The organism is Pseudomonas sp. NY8896 (assembly GCF_039634505.1).
Window position 1 is genome coordinate 1326467 of the sequence record NZ_CP132350.1, and the last position, 18916, is coordinate 1345382.

An 18916-nucleotide genomic window follows, 5' to 3' on the forward strand; every position below is an offset into this window, starting at 1 on the left:
CTCTCCATGTGCGCGAATACTTTACCTGTATAAGTCTACATTCTAGACCTGTCGTTGATCACTACATATCGTGTGTCTGTCTTCGAAATAAATTGAAGTCACGAAAGGATGTGGACATGACTATGTCTGAAGCGGTTTCGACAGGGGCGTTGGTGTTGATCGGGGTGATCCTGACGGTGCTCCTGATGCAGTACCTGAGGTTGCGAGAAATCTGGCACGTGGCGCTTGCCTGCCGCCAGGACGCACGTTGGGCGCGGATCTGGGAGATGGAAAACCGGGAGCTACGTTCGGCACTGCGTGCTGAGAAAGCGCACATCGAGCAGTTGCAAAGCAAGCTGGTGATTTTGCAGAACTTGATCTCTGCAGAGCGATAAGGGAAGTGCATGAACAGACTTGAACGGATCAAAGGCTGCCTGCTGGGTGGTGCTGTCGGAGACGCGCTTGGCGCCCCCGTGGAGTTTCTTGAGTGGCCTGCCATCGAAGCCAAGTTCGGTCCGCAGGGCATCATTGATTTTGCCCCGGCTTACGGCAACACCGGCGCCATCAGCGACGAAACGCAGATGATGCTGTTCACCGCGGAAGGTTTGCTGCGCGCTTTTGTGCTTGGCAGTTTACGGCAGGCGTGCCATGTCCCGAGCATTGTTCACCAAGCGTTGCTGCGCTGGCTGATGACCCAGGATTACCCCTCTGCGATACCGATCGTCACAGATGGCTGGCTGATCAAGCAAGTCGAACTCTGGTCTCGTCGCTCCCCAGGCACAACTTGCCTGAATGCACTAAAGGCCAGCGCGCGGTTGGGAGCGGTTGCCGAAAACAACAGCAAGGGCTGCGGCGCCTTGGTACGTGTTGCACCCTGTGCGTTCTTTGCCAATGCATTTGACTACGCGGCGCAGTCTGGACGCCTGACGCACGGGCATCCGACGGGCTACCTGGCGGCAGGGCTATTCGCCGACATTCTTCAGCGTGTTGTCGAAAGACAAGACAGCCTGGAACACGCGGTAACTCAAAGCTTGGCCAAATATGGGCAAGTACCTGGTATGGAAGAAACGCGCAGCCTCATCGAGCGCGTGCTGTTTTTCTACTACGAGGGCTATACACCCACCCCGCAACGCATTGGCGACCTTGGGGGTGGGTGGGTTGCCGAGCAGGCGCTGGCGATTGGACTGTGGTGTGCGCTGACAGCACGATCACTCGAAGAAGGGGTGATCACGGCGGTGAATCACAGTGGCGATAGCAACAGCACAGGGCTTGTCGCCGGGCACTTGTTGGGTGCCCAGTATGGTGCTGCTGCCATTCCTGCCCGCTGGTTCGAACGCCTGGAACTGCGCCAGGTGATCGTGCAGGTAGCCGAGGATCTTGAGCGTGTTCCACGTGATTACTGCGGGGTTGGTGGTGCGTTCGACGAGCAGATCGAATTGGCTTATCCGGGCAGTTGAATGCACCGATGGCAATACATCAGCGAAGAGACCAAGGAGCTTTAGAATGCCCATCAAACCCAGGCCCTTAACCTTTGAATGTGAAGGATGCGGTTGGACAAAGACAGTGGCACCGCAAAGTGATGTGCTGATGCCCGGCGAGTGGTTTGACCAGTGCCCGAGGTGCGGGAGCAAGGCACTGAAGATGCGCACCGCAGGGTGGCTTGAAGGGGCGTTGGCGGAGTTGCTGGCGCGGCGGCGATTTTGAGCGCACAGGCCAGGGCTCAGCGCCCTGGCCAGCAACGGCCTGCCAGCAGGCAGGCCTGGGTTAGTAACACGCTGTGTGCCGGCGTTTAGCGGCGTATTCGAGTGCGAAGAAAGTCATCAGACTCGACAGAGGTTCTGGTGCGAACGAGTTCGCAAACCTCCAGGGCTTTTCGAGCGGCCAGCTTGAGCGTTCGACGAAGGCCTTCGCATTCATCAACGAGTTTTTCCAGCCCGGAAGAATCGAACATTTGCTCAGAGATGGGGAATGCTTGATCAATTCTGTCAAACAGCGCCGTTCCGCCTATTTCCAGCGCATCGAGCTTGAACGCATTGAACTCGCCCTTGCGGCCTTCCAGTTGCGCAATATCGGCCTGGATGGCCTGCTTGTAGGCATCGAATACAGTATCGAGCTTGCTGTTAACCTTGCCGACTACATCCACTTTACGGTTGATCGAGCGCAGGAACTGCTCGAACGTCAGGCCGCTGGAGGGGTAGTCTTTCTTGCGCGTGGACGAATAGGCGCACATGCCGGCATACTCGATACCCGCGAAACTCAGGTCGTCGGCTACTTGCTCCATGATCTCAAGAATATCGTCCTGAGACTTCACATCCGCCTTGTTCAACACGATATACAGCGACTCTGCGCGGAACGGCGTGGATTCGATGAACTCGATGTCAGACTGGTCGATGGTCCCGGCTGGGTCAAGGCCGATGACCCAGACCAGCGCCGAGGCCTGATTGACCAGGGAGGCTGCAGTGCTACGGTCGGAGGCCGCGGCCCCACCCGTGGTACCCGGGTTGTAGCCGGGCGTATCGATGATGCACAGGTTGCCGAACAGCTCCGGGTCCATGGGAACCTTGACGCTGATGAAGGGCAGGATGCGCCGCAGGTCGAAGCCGAAGGCCTGAACATATTCGTGGCACATCGACGCGTACAGGCTGGGCTCCAGGTCGATGGCCCCACCGTTATACGAATAACCCTTGATCCGGGTTTCTTCGGAGCACACCACGTAGCTGGGGACCACGGTCACCGGGTTGATGCCGGTCGCCAACTTCACGCTCGGGTTACGGATGAAGCTGTTGACGAACGCCGACTTTCCGCTGCTGAAACCACCCGCAATGCTCAGGATGGTTTTGCCGGCAATGCTCGGGAAGTTGTTCAGCATCTGCATCTCGGCGAGGATCGCCTGCATGTCGAGCACTGCTTGGGCTTCACCGGCCAACGACGATTCTCGGCTGGCGAACTCCATGTAGTCGTGGTTGATCAGGTCGGCGAATTTGGCCAGCTCTTCATTACCGGGCGGTTGCTGGGCCAGGACTTTGCTCACCAGGGAAAATTTCTCGGTTAGCGACAGGTGCTGCTTGTTGATGTCGGCGTAGTTGTCTTCCAGGTGCTGCTGGGAGGCCTTCAGTTGTTCGGTCAGGCTTTCCAGTAGGTCGACGTTCTGCTCCGTGGAAAGCAACTGGTTCTTATGTTCCTCCAGGTACGTCTCCAGCTCGGCAATTTGTGCCAGCGCCTGTGCCTTGCGTTCCTCCAGCTCGGCCGCGTTGGCTCGTTCTGCCTGCAACTGGGTTGTTAGCGCTTCATTGTCCGACTCCAGCGAGTCGATCTGTACAGCCTGCCCGGTGCACTGTTCGGCCAACTGCTGTTTGGCGTCGTTCAGTGCTTCGATCTGCTGTTGCGCGTCCGAGAGGGTGTGTCCAAGTTCAGCGATACGCTGTTCTTTTTCCACCAGCGCCTGCTTGCGATCTGCTAGCTGCTGTTGAAGGGTGGCGATCTCGGCAAGCGCCTGGTCCTTGCGTGCTTCCAGCTCTGCCGTATTGGCCTGTTCTGCCTGCAACTGGTCGCTGAGCGTCTCATTGCTCGACTCCAGGGTGCGGATCTGCTCAGTCTGCTCGGCGCACTGCTCGGTCAACCGCTGTTTGACGTTGTTCAGCGCTTCGATCTGCTGTCGAGTATCGGCCAGGGTGTGCTGGAGTTCCTGAATGCACCGCTCTTTGTCGACAAGCTCCTGCTTGTGATCGGCAAGGTGCTCTTCGAGCCCTGCGATCTGGGTCATGGCCTGAGCCTGCCGCTCTTCCAGATCCTTGGCGTACACCTTGGCCTGGGCCAGTGCGAGCATAGCCTTCTGGAGCTTGCCCTTCTCCTGCGCTAACGCTTCGGAGGTCGAGGCCAAATTGGTTGTTTGAAGCTGCAACGCATCGACTAGCGAGCCGTTGCGCGATTTTAGCTCGCCGATTTCGTCGTTCTGGCCCGCGCACAGCGCGGACAATTGCTGATTGGTGCTGAAAAACGTGTCGAGCTGGCACTGGGCATCATCCAGGTGGCCCTGAAGTTCAGCTGCCAGCTTCTTGCGTTTGAACTGCCAGAAGCGGGACAGCGACTCCAGCGTCGAGCGTGCCTGTTTATGAATGGCTGGCGGGTTGCTCACAGGGTGACCTCTTCGGCCTTGCGTGCCAGACGTTCAAGCCGGTCAATGGTTTGAGCCGCGTTGTCGACCTGATCCTTGAGCACATTGATCCGGCGTTGAATCTCATCGACGAAGGAGTTGGAGATGGTGGAAGGTGCATTGCGTTCAACATCGTTGATGAACGAACTGATCTTGCTTTTGACCTTGCTACCCAACGAGCCGATGAAGTCATCGGCGGCATCCTTGAAACGTTCGGCCTCGTAGCCCTTGAGCGTGCCGTTGCTTTTCAGGGAGTCAGGCAACGGAATGCCCAAATCAAAGTCATCGTCAGGAATCGATTGAATGATCGAAAGAATCGCGAGCTTGATCATTTGCGCATTGGCATCCTGTTCAAGCACCTCACGGATCTTGGGCGTGAGGGTCCGGGCCAGTTCTTCGTTCAACCCGCGATGAGAGCTCTCCACCTTGGCGCCCAGCTCATCCTGGATGTCGTTCATGAACTCGTTGATGGTGGAGATGACCTGGCTACTGATGATCTTGGCGCGGACGACCGTTTTCTCGGTAGTGCCGCCGCCCCAAAGCTTGCGGGCAAACCAGCTGCCAACCCCAGGGTTGTCGACGACAATGGTTTCACTGAAAGAGCCTTCCGCGTCTTTGACAGTGGACTGCGTCTCGCGAAGCAATTGCGCAGCTGTCTTGCGCATGTCGTCACGCAACTTCTGGCGGTAGTCGGCCATGGTGTATTTGAAGCTGACATCCAGTTCCAGCGAGAGATCCAGTCGCTTCGACTCCAGCGAAGCCAGTTGTTCGTCCAGCTGATCGACGTTGGCGTTCTTGATCTGGATGACCTGGTTGCGTGCCAGGGTGATGATCAGCGCCTTGAATGCCTCAAGGTTCTTTTGTTTGCGAACCATCAGGTTGGCGATTTTTTCCCGTGTGATCTCCGTTTTCTTCTCGCGCACCTGGGCAAGCATGGCGTTGATCGCGTCAATGTTTGCCAAGCTGTCCAGGCTGCTCAACGACAGTGCCTGGTTGTCACGAGTGAAGTAATCCGGGTAATCGGTGGACAGGTTGTCCCAGGTCACCTGCTCGTTCGAGTCCCAGGTTTCGGGCGTTTCGAAGCGGCGGTTGAGGCTGTGGCACAAGCCGGAGCTATGCAGCAGGTTACGGTGTACCGATCCGATCAGGTTGTCGAACACCGAGCCCACTTCCGGGCTGCTCATCTTGAGGTCTGCAAGGGTGCTCTGTGCCCGTGCCGACAGCTGGGCTCGGATGGCTTCCACGGCATCGCTCAAGCGCGCGCGTTTTTCGCTGCCGTACAGTTGTGTGTCGATCTGGCTGGCCACCAGTACCAGTTCCTGAATGCCTTCCTTCTGGGTAATACGCCCCATCACCTCAAGGTCTTGCTCATTGAGGAACTGGCCGGCCGGGCTGACGATGAACACCACGTCGCAGGTTTTCAGCAATTCGACCGTGCGCTCTTCGCGCGACTGGACCGGATCGTTCATGCCGGGGGTATCGATGATGCAGATATCGCGTAGTGCCTCCAGCGGCATGGCGACATGAACCGTCTTGGTGAACGGCATGTACGTGCCGTCGGCACCGACATAGTTGTGCAGACGAGCCGCCAGCTCTTTCGGGTTACCTGCCTGAATCTCGCTGTGCAAGTGCAGGATGGCCGCATCGAGCCCTGACCTCTTCATGCGCTGGAACTGGTCGTATGCCGCGAACAAGCCTTCTTCGCGTTGCAGTTCGCTCAAGGCTTTTTTATCGGCCATGATCGTCAGCTGCGCCATATCGAGGGGCGCGCTATTGGCTTGGGCGTTACGACGCTTCACCAGCTCTTCCAGGCATTCGCGCTTGCGCGTGGCAAGGCGTTGCTCGAACTGGTCCGATTTGAAGCGGATCGCGGCGATGTCCGTTTCGCTGTAGAACTCAACCTTGGCCTGGAACACTTCGCCCCAGGTAATGGTGGTCAGTGCAGCGGTCATGGGTGTTGCGGCCTTGGGCAGGATCGGTTCGCCATTAAAAATCAGCGCATTGAGCAGCGATGACTTTCCGGCTTTCACACGACCAACAATACCGATGTTCATCAGCCGGTTCTGGTCCTGCAACGTCTGGCACGCTTGCGCGAGCTGTTGCGGTTGGTCGATGCCGTTCAGCCGCTTGAACTGCTCGATTTCGCGCTCAAACAGGTCCTGGTTGCTTGCTGCCAGCGTGTGCAGGCTTTCGCTAAAAGCGACGAGTGATTGGTAATCCATTAGGTCGTTCGCCTTACTTGTAGAGGTGTTCGTTTGCAGCGGCTTTTACTGCGGTGGCAAGGTTTTCCAGCACAGCAGTCTTCTCGCTGATCTGTGCTTCAAGCTGCAGGCTTTCCTGTGCAATTGAGTCGATCACATGCTTTTGCTTGGTGATCTGCTCTTCGAAACCGTCGCTGATCTTCTTCAGCATGGCGTTGAGCTGCTCGTCGATGACTGCAGGAATTTTTCCGCGCAGTTCCGCCTTGATGTTGGGGAACACTTCGCCGGTCAGTTTCTGGCGAAACTTCTCGCGCTCGTTACCGCCACCGTTAAACATCTTGAGAATTTCGGGCAAGAAGATGATCACCAGCTCTACCAGCGGATTGACCACGGTGGTGGTGACAGCGAGCACGGTAGATAGGCTGCGGTAGAGCATGACGCCGCTGTTCTTGTCTTCCTCGGCACGATTGCTCAGGCGTGTCGACCAGTCGCTGAGCATTTCCGTGGTGCGCTCCAGCGAAAACTTGACTTTGCGGGAAAGCTCCTCGCTCCAGTTGCCGCTGATGTCCAGTACGGACATCTGGCTGCTGGTGGCACTGAGGTTGCTGGCAATCCGGTCGACCATGTTGGTGGAGATGTCCTGCACTTCAGATTTGATCGTGCTGGACAGGCTGCTGCGGATGATGTCGGAGAGTGCATTCGACAGGGCACTCGGGTTCTTGCTGCTGCCCAAGGTGACCAGCTCGTCGAGGGAGTCATTAAGCGCGTTATCCAGGCCGCGCAGGCTACGGTCGAGCATTTTTCCCGAGTAGCGATCTTTCAGGTCCGACTCGACGTCTTTGCGTTGCTCCAGCAGCTTTGCCAAGGCCTGCTCGAGTGCGCGTGCGGTTTGCTCGCTCTCGGCCTTGTCCTTTTTCAGCATGCTCAGCGCCAGGTTGATCTGCGCCAGTACTTCGAAGTTCTGGTCCTTGAGGATGTCGATGAACAGGCGCGAGAACAGCACGTCAGGCTGCAATGCGGTCAGTGCATTTGTCAGTTCCTCACCACCACGGTTACCGATAGTGATGCTGCGGTAGTGCTCGCCGAAATACACCCCGAGCTGGTCGTCAATGTAGGCCTGCACGTCTTCAACCTGGTCGGCGGCGCGCAGGTTGCATTTGCTCAGCAGGAAGGTGAAATCGGTGTTGTAGGTTTTTAGCTCGTCGAGTTTGCGCAGCATCGACTGCGTAATGTTGCCGTCCTCGATGCTGGTCAGCACCACGAAGTGCACACCGCGCGGCAGGTAGTAAGCAATGGCCTTATTGTGGTTTTCCAGCGATGAGCCGAAGCCCGGCATGTCGACCAGCACCAGGGGCGCAATGGCTTTCAACGCCTCGCTGTCGAGGTACAGGCGCAAGTGTGAAAACTCGCTGGAACGACGATTGATGGTACTCAGCGCTTCAACAGGCAAACGTTCCTGCACACCGTCGGGTTTGATTGCCAGCAGATAGGGCTCAGATGAATAACGCAGTTCGGTCGCCAGTTCAGTTTCCGGCGCAATTCCAACTGGCAAAATGTCCTGGCCCATCAGCGCGTTCAACAGCGAGCTTTTACCGGCGCTGAAGGCCCCGATTACGGGCACCACAAGCTCGGTCTCCATCACTTTTGGAAGCAATGACTGATCGAATGAAAACGCTTGGTCATTGAGCAGCACCTGCATTTTCTTCAAGTAAGTGGCGAACTCTTTCTGGCTTTCGAGCATGGTGATATTCCTTTAAGTGTTGATGGTCTGCGCGAAGGCATGGCATAGGGTACACAGAGGCTTATGCGCTGGGATATTCAAGTAATCGCTGGTCTTTTCTCGTCGTGCGAGAAGGGGGCCGGCCCGAGAAGGTTACAACCGCAGTTGCCGCATTCGGGTCGCGTTCAGGGCCGTTCACGAGGTCAGTGCGTCACTGCTTGGCTCGTGGTCTTGTTACAGAAGCATTGAGTGCAATGGAAGGGGAGGGCAAAGGCATGCACACGTCCTTGTCTGTAGGGTGTTGATCGCGCATGCCCAATAACTGATGGCATATCGCTTCCCGGATGAGATTGCGTTGGGTGACCAATAGATCGGCGCTATCTGTTCTGTCTGTATGATGGCACTTTGATTTGGCATGGTAAACTGTCAACAAAACGCCCATATCCCGGGGTTTTCTTCAGATGCAGTGCTCATTTCAGGGCCTTGCGCGGAGGTGCATGATTGAAATATTTACCTGTATGCTTAACCAGTATTCAGGCGCTGCACGTGTGACTGCAAGCGGTAGGGATAGAACGAAAGCCGGCCAAGCTATTTTCTCGCCAATAAGCATTTGGCGAAGGCTTTATTTTTAGTGATGGCGTATCGCATTTTTTGGTGATGCGCCTCGCTTGGTTATCCAGCGAACCGGTAGGTATTGATGTCTTTCGATGCCTGCTGCCGACTGATGCCAAAGCTCTGGATCAGGTGTCCCGTGGTCAGCCGGCCTCCCCACCAGGCTACGGTTTCAATCAGGCGATAGCGAAGGGCTAGGTCCCAGCGAACCTGTTCGATGGATTGCTTGCGTTTCATGCCCTCTCCATATGCTCGATTTCTTTACCTGTATAAGCCTACATTATAGACGTGTCTTTTTTTGCTACATATCGTCTTGCTGTCTTCGGGGTGTTGAGCTTATGGAGGGGGCATGGTTGCGTGGGATGCGGTTTTTATAGGGGCCTTGCTGTTGATAGGGGCAATCTGGCGCAGCTGTGCAAGATGGTTTGCCCGTGTGCTTACAGTTCGTGCGATGATTCACGTTATTTGAGTTGTGTTTGAAGGGATAAGATGGCTTCAGTCCGCCTTACTGAGCACCAATGTCAGTACTACGCATGGCTTCTCACCCGACGAGCGGCTGGCGATTCGGTTGAGTCGCTTGCCTCGACGTTAGTCGACTCTCAGGTGGATCTCAATCCACATCAGGTCGATGCAGCGCTTTTTGCCTGTCGCAATCCCCTGTCACGCGGGGTGATCCTAGCTGACGAGGTGGGCCTGGGCAAAACCATCGAGGCCGGACTGGTGATCTCGCAGCGCTGGGCCGAACGGAGACGGCGCATCTTGATCATTGCTCCCGCTAATCTGCGCAAGCAGTGGCACCAAGAGTTGCAGGACAAGTTCAATCTGCAAGGTCTGATTCTGGAAGCCAAGAGCTACAACGCGCTTCGCAAGCAAGGCGTCGGAAACCCTTTCGTGTTCGCCAACGGCCCGGTGCTCTGCTCTTATCAGTTCGCCAAAGCCAAGGCGAAGGACGTCAAGGCCATTGCCTGGGATCTGGTTGTGCTGGATGAAGCGCACCGTCTGCGCAACGTCTACAAGAGCAACAACGTCATTGGCAAGACACTGAAGGACGCATTAGCCCATGTGCATTCCAAGGTGCTACTGACCGCAACTCCACTGCAGAACTCGTTGCTCGAACTGTACGGGCTGGTGAGTATGATCGATGATCGGGTTTTCGGTGATGTCGACAGCTTCCGCGCCCAGTTCGTCAATACCGACAGGGCGCAGGCCTTTGGCGGTTTGCGTCAGCGCCTGGGCAGCATCTGCAAGCGCACTCTACGTCGTCAAGTGCAGCAGTACGTTCCCTACACAGCAAGACGGGCGATTGTTCAGGAGTTCGCCCCCAGTCAGGAAGAGCGCGAGCTGTCTGGTTTGGTGGCCGACTACCTGCGCCGGCCGAACCTCAACGCCCTACCCGAAGGTCAGCGGCAACTGATTTCTCTGGTGCTCTGGAAACTGTTGGCGTCTTCGACTCACGCGATCGCCGGTGCGCTGGATACCATGGCCAGACGCCTGCAGGGTAATCTCGATAAGGCGGCTGAAGTCATCGACCTTACGCAAACGCTGGACGAAGACTACGAAGGCCTCGATGAGTTGGCCGACGAGAGCGAAAAAGAGCTGGATAACCATGAGGCAGTGGCCCTTTCGGCTAGTGAGCGGGACGCCATCGCGGCTGAAATCGCTGAGCTGCAGCATTTCAAGAACCTGGCCACCAGCATCCGTGAGAACGCCAAGGGCAAGGCGCTGCTGGTCGCACTAGAGCGTGCCTTTGCGGAACTCGACCGGCTTGGAGCCGCTCGCAAGGCTATCATCTTCACCGAGTCGCGGCGCACCCAGGACTACCTTCTGTCGCTGCTGGCCGATACAGCTTATGGCGATGGCATCGTTCTGTTTAATGGAACCAATACCGATGTCACGGCCCAGCGCATTTATAAGGACTGGCTGCAGCGCCATGCTGGCAGTGATCGAATCACCGGCTCCAAGACTGCCGATACTCGTGCCGCACTTGTCGAGTACTTCAAGGAGCGCGGCACCATCATGATTGCCACCGAGGCGGGGGCTGAAGGCATCAACCTGCAGTTTTGCTCGCTGGTGATCAACTACGACCTGCCCTGGAACCCACAGCGCATTGAGCAGCGTATCGGACGCAGCCACCGCTACGGCCAGAAGCATGACGTGGTGGTGGTGAACTTTGTCGACCGCAGCAACGAGGCGGATGCACGAGTCTACGAACTGCTGGCCGAGAAGTTTCAGTTGTTCGAGGGCGTTTTCGGCGCAAGCGACGAGGTGCTTGGCTCCATCGGTTCCGGTGTCGACTTCGAGCGCCGCATTGCTGACATTTATCAGAACTGCCGAGACCCAGAGGAAATCCGCCGCAGCTTCGAGCAGTTACAGTTGCAACTTTCCGGGGAAATCAGCGAAGCCATGCTCAAGACCCGTCAGGTGCTGCTGGAAAACTTCGACGAAGAGGTGCAGGACAAGCTACGCATCCGTGCCGAAGACAGCAATTCCACTCGCAACCGTTTCGAACGCCTGCTGCTCGACCTGACCCGCGCCGAACTTGACGACTACGCCCACTTTGAAGGTGACAGCTTCGAGCTTCACAGGCTGCCGGCCGGCAGTGGTTCCAGCATTTCCTTAGGGCGTTATGAACTGCCGCGCCGTGGCGGTGAGTCGCATTTGTACCGTCTCGGCCACCCACTGGCAGTCTGGGTGATCGATCAGGCCAAGAACCGTCAGCTCGATCAGCAACCAGCGGCCAGACTGGTACTCGACTACGCCGCCTATGGTACTCGGATCAGCACCCTGGAGCCCCTGCGTGGCCAGCACGGCTGGCTGACTTTGAAACTGTTTTCCGTCGAGGCGCTGGGGAGCCTGGAGCAGCATCTGGTGGTTTCAGCCGTCACGGCTGACGGTCATGCCTTGCCCGAGGATGATCCGGGCAAGCTGCTGCGCCTGCCGGCACGTCTGGAACATGGTGATGCAGCAGCCGGAGCGGCACAGTTGGCCAACGACCTGGAGCAGCGCAAGCATCAGCTGTTGGGCGAGATCAACCAGCGCAATATGGGTTACTTTGAGCAGGAAGTCGCCAAGCTCGATGCCTGGGCCGACGATCTCAAGCTGGGCTTGGAGCAGGAAATTAAGTCAATAGATAGTGAGATTAAGGAATTGCGTCGTACAGCGGCAACCGCGGCGACGCTGGAAGAGAAGCTCGGCTACCAGAAGCAGCAACGTGAGCTGGAAGGCAGGCGCAGTAAATTGCGCCGTGAGCTGTATGCCCGCCAAGATGAGATCGAAGAAGAACGCAACGCGCTGATAGATCAGTTGGAGGCTCAACTTCAGCACCATGTGGTGGAGCAGACGCTGTTTACTGTGGAATGGGAGTTACTTTGATGTCAAATAGGGAAATGGCTCGTGGTTCGGCTTGGCGCCAGTGGGATCTGCACGTACACACGCCGGCCTCCTTCCACTGGACGGGCAAGAAGTTCGAGGGCGATCTGTCATCACCGGAAAATCGGGCGCTGATCGATGAAATGATCAATGCGATGAATGCTGCCGAACCTGCCGCATTCGCAATCATGGACTACTGGACGTTTGACGGATGGTTCGCGCTCAAGAACCGGCTGGCCGAAGCTGGCGCGCCTGTGCTGAAGAAGACGGTCTTTCCGGGAATCGAGCTGCGACTTTCCGCCCCGACAACTAAGCGCCTCAACGCACATGTCATTTTCGCGGAGACTATTCCCGACCACCATCTGCGCGAGTTCTTGTCTGACCTGAAGCTTGAGCGTACGGACAGGTCCGTGTCCAAGGAGTCTCTGATCGACCTAGCGCGCGGCACCGCCGACGACATGCTCATGAAGAAGGGCCACAAGAAGGTTGCTGTTGATAGCGATGCTCAAGAAGCCCTGATGGCAGGGTACAAGCTGGCGGAAGTGAAGGCCGATAGCTACAAGGCCGCCATCAAGAAGGTTCCTGACGGACAGGCCATTGGCTTCATGCCGTTCGATACGAGTGATGGCCTGACGGAGGTGAAGTGGGAGGACCACTACGCCTACTTCCTCGGTCTCCTTGAGTCGTCTCCCATCTTTGAGTCACGGAATGCCGACCTCAGAGCTGCGTTCCTCTGCGAGGAAACGCCGAAGAACAAAGCTTGGATCGGCAACTTCAAGCATGGCCTCAAGAACATCCCGAGGCTCGTCGTCTCCGGCAGCGATGCGCACTGTTTCGTCGGCGTGGCAGGTGACAACGACCGCCGCGGGTACGGCGACTTCCCATCAGGTAAAAAGACCTGGATCAAGGCAGACCTGTCTTTCCACGGACTCAAGCAGGCAATCCTGGAGCCGGCCAAGCGGTCGTTTATTGGGGAGAAGCCCCCTAAGCTCCATGCCGTGGAGACGAGCAAAACTCACTTCATTGAGTCAATCGAAGTCGCCAAGACAGGCACTAAGGCTGGTATCGGCAACTGGCTGCACGGTTGCGATCTGCCGATCAATCCGGACCTTGTCGCCATCATCGGCAACAAGGGCAGCGGCAAGAGCGCTTTGGCCGATGTCATCGCGACCCTTGGACATTCGCGGCAAGCAAAGCACTTCAGTTTTCTCAAGCGTGATCGCTTTCTGGGCAAGAGTGGAGATCCCGCACGTCAATTTACGGGCACTCTGACCTGGCGAGATGAGAGTATCGAGGCTCGTCCACTTGACGAGCCTCCGACAGAAGACAAACAAGAGCTGGTTCGATACATCCCTCAGAACTACTTTGAGGAGCTTTGCAACGATCACGTCTCTGGCAAATCGGACGCCTTTGAGCAGGAGCTGCGGGCCGTCATCTTCTCTCACACCAGTGAGGAGATGCGTCTTGGCGCCCTCGATTTCGATCAGCTGACTGAGCAGCAGGAGCAAGCGCTGAGAAATCGACTTGGTGAATACCGCAAGGAGCTGAGGATCGTCAATGCCACCATCGCGCGGATTGAAGATCAGCTGCAGCCGATTGAGGAGAAGAAGTTGACGGACCAGCTGCTGGTCAAGATGCGGGAGATCGAGGAACACCAGAAGATCAAACCCGCGGAGGTTGCAGCACCGCCTGAAACGATGGAGCCGGAGCAGAAGCAAGCAGCTGATGCGCTTGCGGCCACGGCTCAGAAGATCGACGCCTCCACCAAGCGCACGCAGGATATTCAGGCGGAACTCACGTCGATCGCCAAGAAACAGAAGGCTCTCGCCAACGCGAAAGAGCAATTGCGACTACTTCAGCGCTCCTTCGATCAAACCCAGCAGCAAGTTGCCCAAGACCTCGAGCTCGCGGGCTTGAACTGGAGCGACGTCGCGAAGTTGGATATCAAGACTAACTTGCTCGATGAACGGTCCTCTGTCCTCACAGAACAGCAGTCGACTCTTCAGGCCGAGGCGGGCACTTTGGCCGGCGCCCTCGAGACCCTCGGGGAAGAGAAGAAGGCCCACGCTACCAAGCTCAACGCCCGTCAGCAGCAGTTCGAAACATACCAGCACCAGCTCGCTGAGTGGACTAAGATGCTGGATGCCCTGGCCGGCACGCCGACGGATCCAGACACTAAGGTGGGCTTGGAAACCAGACTGGCCCAGATCAAGAAGCTGCCTGCCAAGCGTGAGGAACTGCAAGCTGCACGACTTCAGCTGACGGCCGAGATATTCGACTCCTTGGATGCGCAGCGGAAGGCGCGAGAAGAACTCTTCAAGCCAGTGCAAGACTTGATCAAGGCGAATGACTTGATCCGCGAGGATTACCGGCTTCAGTTTCAGGCGACGCTGGCCGCTTCGGCAGAGGCCATCGCGGAGCGCCTCTTCGCCTTGATCAAGCAGACGTCAGGTGTGCTGCGTGGCCAAGACGAGGCGCTGTTAACAGTCACGAAGCTCTTTGATAGTCACGACTTGAACACCAAGGAGGGCGCCCTGGCCTTTGCGAAGGCCTTACATGAAACCCTTGAAGAGGCGGCCAAGGGACCTGGTGCTGGGGTCGGTATTGCCAGCCTACTGAAGAAGGACCAATCGGCCATTTCGGTCTACGACTTGATTTTCGGGCTCGATTTTCTCGAGCCAAGGTATTCACTGCTCTTCCAAGATACGCAGATTGAGCAGCTGTCTCCTGGCCAGCGCGGCGCGCTTTTGCTGATCTTCTATTTGCTGGTGGACAACGGCAAGACGCCCATCATCTTGGACCAGCCCGAAGAAAATCTTGACAACGAAACCGTGTTCCGTCTCTTGGTTCCGGTGCTAACCGAGGCCAAAAAGAAACGACAGATCATCATGGTTACCCATAACCCGAACCTGGCGGTGGTCTGTGATGCAGAGCAGATTATTCATGCATCCTTTGACCGAGCCTCAAGCTGCAGCATCAACTATGTGTCTGGCTCATTGGAAAACCCACTACTGAATAGTGCGGTTGTGACCGTACTGGAAGGCACCAAGCCTGCATTCAATAATCGCTCTGGGAAATACCACTAACATGCTCTTATATGGGCCTGCGCATATTTTCATGCTGAGTGCTGATAGTGAGGCGTCACGCCAGGGAGAAAATCAGTAGTGCAAGCTAACATTAAAGGTCTGGTAGACCGGCTGGAGCTTTCCCAGGCCAAGGCCATGATGCCTCTCTATGAGGCCATTTCTAACGCCGTCGATGCTATCGAAGAGCATCAAGACGGCTTTAGCAACCACTCGATTCGTATTCGTCTGGTTGCTTCCCATGATCTCGCCCACCAGGCCGGAGACGGGACGCTGATCGTAGACGGCTTCGATGTCATTGACGACGGCGTCGGCTTCAATGACAAAAATCTGGCCTCTTTTAAAGAGGCCCACACGCTGTCAAAGGTGAAGCTTGGTGGGCGAGGTGTTGGCCGTTTTACCTTTCTGAAAGTGTTCTCATCCGTCCGCATTCGCAGCGTCTTCAAGCGCGAGCGGCAAGCCTTGCTGCGTGAGTTCGACTTTAGCATCGAAGATGAGCTTAAGGGCGCGGATGTCACGACCGAGGTCGAACTGACCCCAGGCACGACGACTTCTCTGCGGGGCATGAACGAGAAGTATCGCGCTGGGTGGCCCACACAGCCCGAGATGATTGCCGAGCGCGTGATCACGCATTTCTTGATCCGTTTTGCGGCCCGCTCCTGCCCGCCGATGACGCTGGAATTACCTGGTCACGCGCCGATTGACCTGCACGCACTGTTTCAGTCCACGGTGCTGGCCCACATTGAAGAGCAGTTCTTCGATGTGTCCGGCCACACGTTCGCCTTGCAGGCCTATCGACACCGTGATGGCCGTTCGCGTCATGAGCTGAACCTGTGCGCCAACGGGCGCGAAGTCACCACCACCAAGCTGCGTGATCTGCTGCCGGAGCTGCCAGAGAAGTTTCTGGATGACGAGCAGTCGCCGTACACCCTCATTGTGCTGGTGACCGGGGAGTATCTGGACGACCACGCCAACCAGGAGCGCACGCGGATCGCGTTCCAGAGCGATGAAGAGCCCGAGCTGGAGCAGACGCTTGTCTCTCGTCGCGCCTTGAACCAGGGCATCACCGGCGCATTGCGACCCTTGCTCACTGGCGACCTGAAGTCAACCAATGAAGAAAAGCGCGTCCAGATCGAAAAATTCGTCGAACAGGCGCCCGAGTACAGGGCGCTGACTCATCCACGCTACCGAGAAATCATTGAGCAGAGGATTCAACCTGGCTTGTCAGACGAGAAGCTGGATGAAGCGCTCCTGCATGTCAAACGGGACGTTGAAGACAGTGTTCGCAAGGATCTGCGTCATGCGGCCACCTACTTTGAGAGTGAGTCGTTTGAACAGTACGCCGAACGCTTCCAAACGCTCGCCGAACAGGCTAACGAGCTAGGCAAGGCTGAGCTTGCGAAGTACATCACTCATCGTCGGACGATTCTTGACCTGGTGTCACTGAGCCTCAAGAAGCGACGCTCGGACAACAAATACCCCCTTGAACGGGTTTTGCACAAGATGCTTTTCCCCATGGGTGCAACTTCGAAGGATATTTTCTTTGAGCAGCAAAACCTTTGGGTGATTGACGAACGGCTTTGTTATCACACGCTGCTCACCTCAGATAAGAAACTGAAATCGATCGAGGGCCTTGAAGACACGTCCGGCAAGGAGCCCGACATCTGCGCCTTCTTCTACGACACCCCCATCGGTGTACGGGAAGAAGAGGACTCCACGGGGGCGATTGTTGTAATTGAGTTCAAACGCCCCGGTCGTGACGACTATCAGACGGATCCCGCCCAGCAGATCATCAAGAGGTTTGTCGAGATTCAAGAGAGCAAACTAGACGACGTGGATGGAAGACCCATCAACGCACGCGGTATTCGGTTTTTTGGCTATTTGATTGCAGATTTAACGCCTTCTCTCAAGCGAGAGATGCGCATGAACTATCACGAGTCGATTGACGGCGAAGGCTATTTTAAGACGCTCACGGGCGGCAACGGATACGTTGAAATAATTTCCTATGACAAGCTTATAAAGGACGCAGCGCGGAGAAATCGCGTGCTCTTCGAGAGGCTTGGTCTGCACAAGAACTAAGGTGTCACCACAATGAGCAAGCAAAAACTCGAACTCACCTGGATCGGCAAGGACAAGCGTCCCAAGCTGGAACCGCGCATTCTGCTGGAAGATCCGGCGAAGTCGTATCACTCCAGTCATCGCATGACGGAAAACGATATCTTTGATAACCGGTTGATATTCGGTGACAATCTCCTGGCTCTGAAGGCGCTGGAGCAGGAGTTTTCCGGCAAGGTGAAGTGTGTGTTCATCGATCCGCCGTACAACACCGGCAGTGCCTTCACCCATTACGACGACGGGCTGGAGCATTCGATTTGGCTAGGCTTGATGCGGGATCGACTGGAGATCATTCAACGATTGTTGTCGGAGGATGGGTCTTTATGGATCGCTATTGATGATAATGAAGGGCATTACTTAAAGGTCTTGTGTGACGAGATTTTTGGACGTCAGGCATTTATTACATCAATGGTCTGGGAGAATTTTTATGGTCGGAGTAATGCTGCGGCAATTTCTCCTGCGCATAACTATGTTCTCTTGTATTCCCCGATGGGTCAGGATTGGAAGAAGGTCCGAAACCTTCTTCCTCGGGGAGAGGAAAGTGCCGGTAAATATAAGAATCTTGATGGTGATCCACGGGGGGCTTGGCGTCTGGGGCCAATATTCGCAGGTGGTGAACGTCATGATGGGCTTATGTACACAATTAAAACTCCGTCAGGGAGAGAGGTGCGCCCTCCGAAGGGAAGCCATTGGCGCATGCTAGAGGACCAATTTTGGCGAATGGTTGATGAGGGTAGGATCGTTTTTGGTGAGAGTGGCGACAATAATCCGGCCGTGAAGTTGTTTTTGAGTGAAGTCCAAGAGGGATTGGTGCCCAGGACTTGGTGGCCACACACTGATGTAGGGCACTCTCAAGAGGCTAAGCGAGAGATTCAAGCCCTTTTCCCGGGAGAGATCCCTTTTGATACTCCCAAGCCGGAGCGTTTGCTTGCACAAATTATAACGATTGCGACCAACCCAGGAGATGTTGTACTCGACTCTTTCGCTGGCTCTGGTACCACTGGCGCAGTTGCGCACAAGATGGGGCGCCGCTGGATCATGGTCGAGTTGGGTGAGCACTGTGATACTTGCATTACCCCGCGTATGCAGAAGGTTATCGACGGAACCGACCAAGGAGGTATCAGCAAGGTGGTCAACTGGCAGGGCGGCGGTGGCTTCCGCTACTACAAGCTGGCCCCCACACTGATCGTCAATGACCGCTGGGGCAATTCGGTGATCAATCCGGAGTACAACGCCGCCATGCTGGCCGAGGCACTGGCTAAGCTGGAAGGCTTCACCTATGGGCCCTCGGAAGCCCACTGGTGGCTGCACGGTCATTCCAGCGAGCGCGATTTCATCTACGTCACCACCCAGAACCTGTCCACCGAACAGTTACAGGCACTGGCCGATGACGTGGGGGCCGAGCAGAGCCTGCTGGTTTGCTGTGCCGCCTTCCACGGCGTGAACGCTGCTCAGGCCGAAGCACGCTGGCCGAACCTGACGCTGAAAAAGATCCCCAAGATGGTGCTGACGCGCTGTGAGTGGGGCCACGACGACTACAGCCTGAACGTAGCCAACCTGCCGCTGGCTGAGCAACCCGTTGTAGCGCCCGAGCCAGTGAAAGAAGGCAAAAAGAGCAAGGTCGCTGAGCCGGCACAAGCCGCGCTATTTGGTGAAGACGAGGCGTGATGCCTGAAAGCCGCGC

At 56.3% G+C, this 18916-nt stretch carries 9 protein-coding genes and 1 pseudogene; 6 read left to right on the forward strand and 4 right to left on the reverse strand.

Features of this window, described 5'->3' with window-relative positions; translation table 11 throughout:
- Positions 1-116: 116 nt before the first annotated feature.
- Together Q9451_RS05910 and Q9451_RS05915 are read left to right on the forward strand one after the other, a co-directional pair.
- Positions 117-374: a hypothetical protein gene (locus tag Q9451_RS05910; RefSeq protein WP_024947250.1), complete on the forward strand. Its 258-nt coding sequence runs from the start codon at positions 117-119 to the stop codon at positions 372-374.
- A gap of 9 nt (positions 375-383) precedes the next feature.
- Positions 384-1436, forward strand: coding sequence for an ADP-ribosylglycohydrolase family protein (locus Q9451_RS05915; RefSeq protein ID WP_181126769.1), 1053 nt, complete (start codon positions 384-386; stop codon positions 1434-1436).
- A gap of 332 nt (positions 1437-1768) precedes the next feature.
- Here the strand turns inward: Q9451_RS05915 and Q9451_RS05920 are convergent, their stop codons facing one another.
- The 4 genes and pseudogenes from Q9451_RS05920 to Q9451_RS05935 all read right to left on the reverse strand — a co-directional run.
- Entirely contained in the window at positions 1769-4114 is a 2346-nt protein-coding gene (locus tag Q9451_RS05920; protein WP_181126768.1) for a dynamin family protein, read from the reverse strand.
- On the reverse strand, positions 4111-6354 hold the full coding sequence (locus Q9451_RS05925) for a dynamin family protein (protein WP_034100779.1): 2244 nt from the start codon (positions 6352-6354) through the stop codon (positions 4111-4113). Before Q9451_RS05925 ends, Q9451_RS05920 begins: the two co-directional genes overlap by 4 nt.
- A 13-nt stretch (positions 6355-6367) precedes the next feature.
- Positions 6368-8074 carry a dynamin family protein gene (locus Q9451_RS05930; RefSeq protein WP_181126767.1) on the reverse strand — a complete coding sequence of 569 codons (1707 nt, stop codon included), beginning with the start codon at positions 8072-8074 and terminating at the stop codon, positions 6368-6370.
- A 666-nt stretch (positions 8075-8740) separates the two neighbouring features.
- Positions 8741-8902: pseudogene (locus tag Q9451_RS05935) on the reverse strand (WYL domain-containing protein); the annotation flags it as partial.
- 252 nt (positions 8903-9154) lie between these two features.
- On the opposite strand from Q9451_RS05935, the gene Q9451_RS05940 reads away from it, so the two are divergent.
- From Q9451_RS05940 to Q9451_RS05955, 4 genes are all read left to right on the forward strand, one after another.
- A complete protein-coding gene (locus Q9451_RS05940) occupies positions 9155-12037 on the forward strand; it encodes an SNF2-related protein (RefSeq protein ID WP_181126766.1) in 2883 nt (960 codons plus the stop codon).
- On the forward strand, positions 12037-15120 hold the full coding sequence (locus Q9451_RS05945) for a TrlF family AAA-like ATPase (RefSeq protein ID WP_181126765.1): 3084 nt from the start codon (positions 12037-12039) through the stop codon (positions 15118-15120). Before Q9451_RS05940 ends, Q9451_RS05945 begins: the two co-directional genes overlap by 1 nt.
- 78 nt (positions 15121-15198) lie before the next feature.
- Positions 15199-17196 (forward strand): ATP-binding protein, encoded by a 1998-nt coding sequence (locus Q9451_RS05950; RefSeq protein ID WP_181126764.1) that lies wholly within the window; start codon positions 15199-15201, stop codon positions 17194-17196.
- A 12-nt stretch (positions 17197-17208) separates the two neighbouring features.
- On the forward strand, positions 17209-18900 hold the full coding sequence (locus tag Q9451_RS05955; protein WP_181126763.1) for a site-specific DNA-methyltransferase: 1692 nt from the start codon (positions 17209-17211) through the stop codon (positions 18898-18900).
- Positions 18901-18916: the final 16 nt, after the last annotated feature.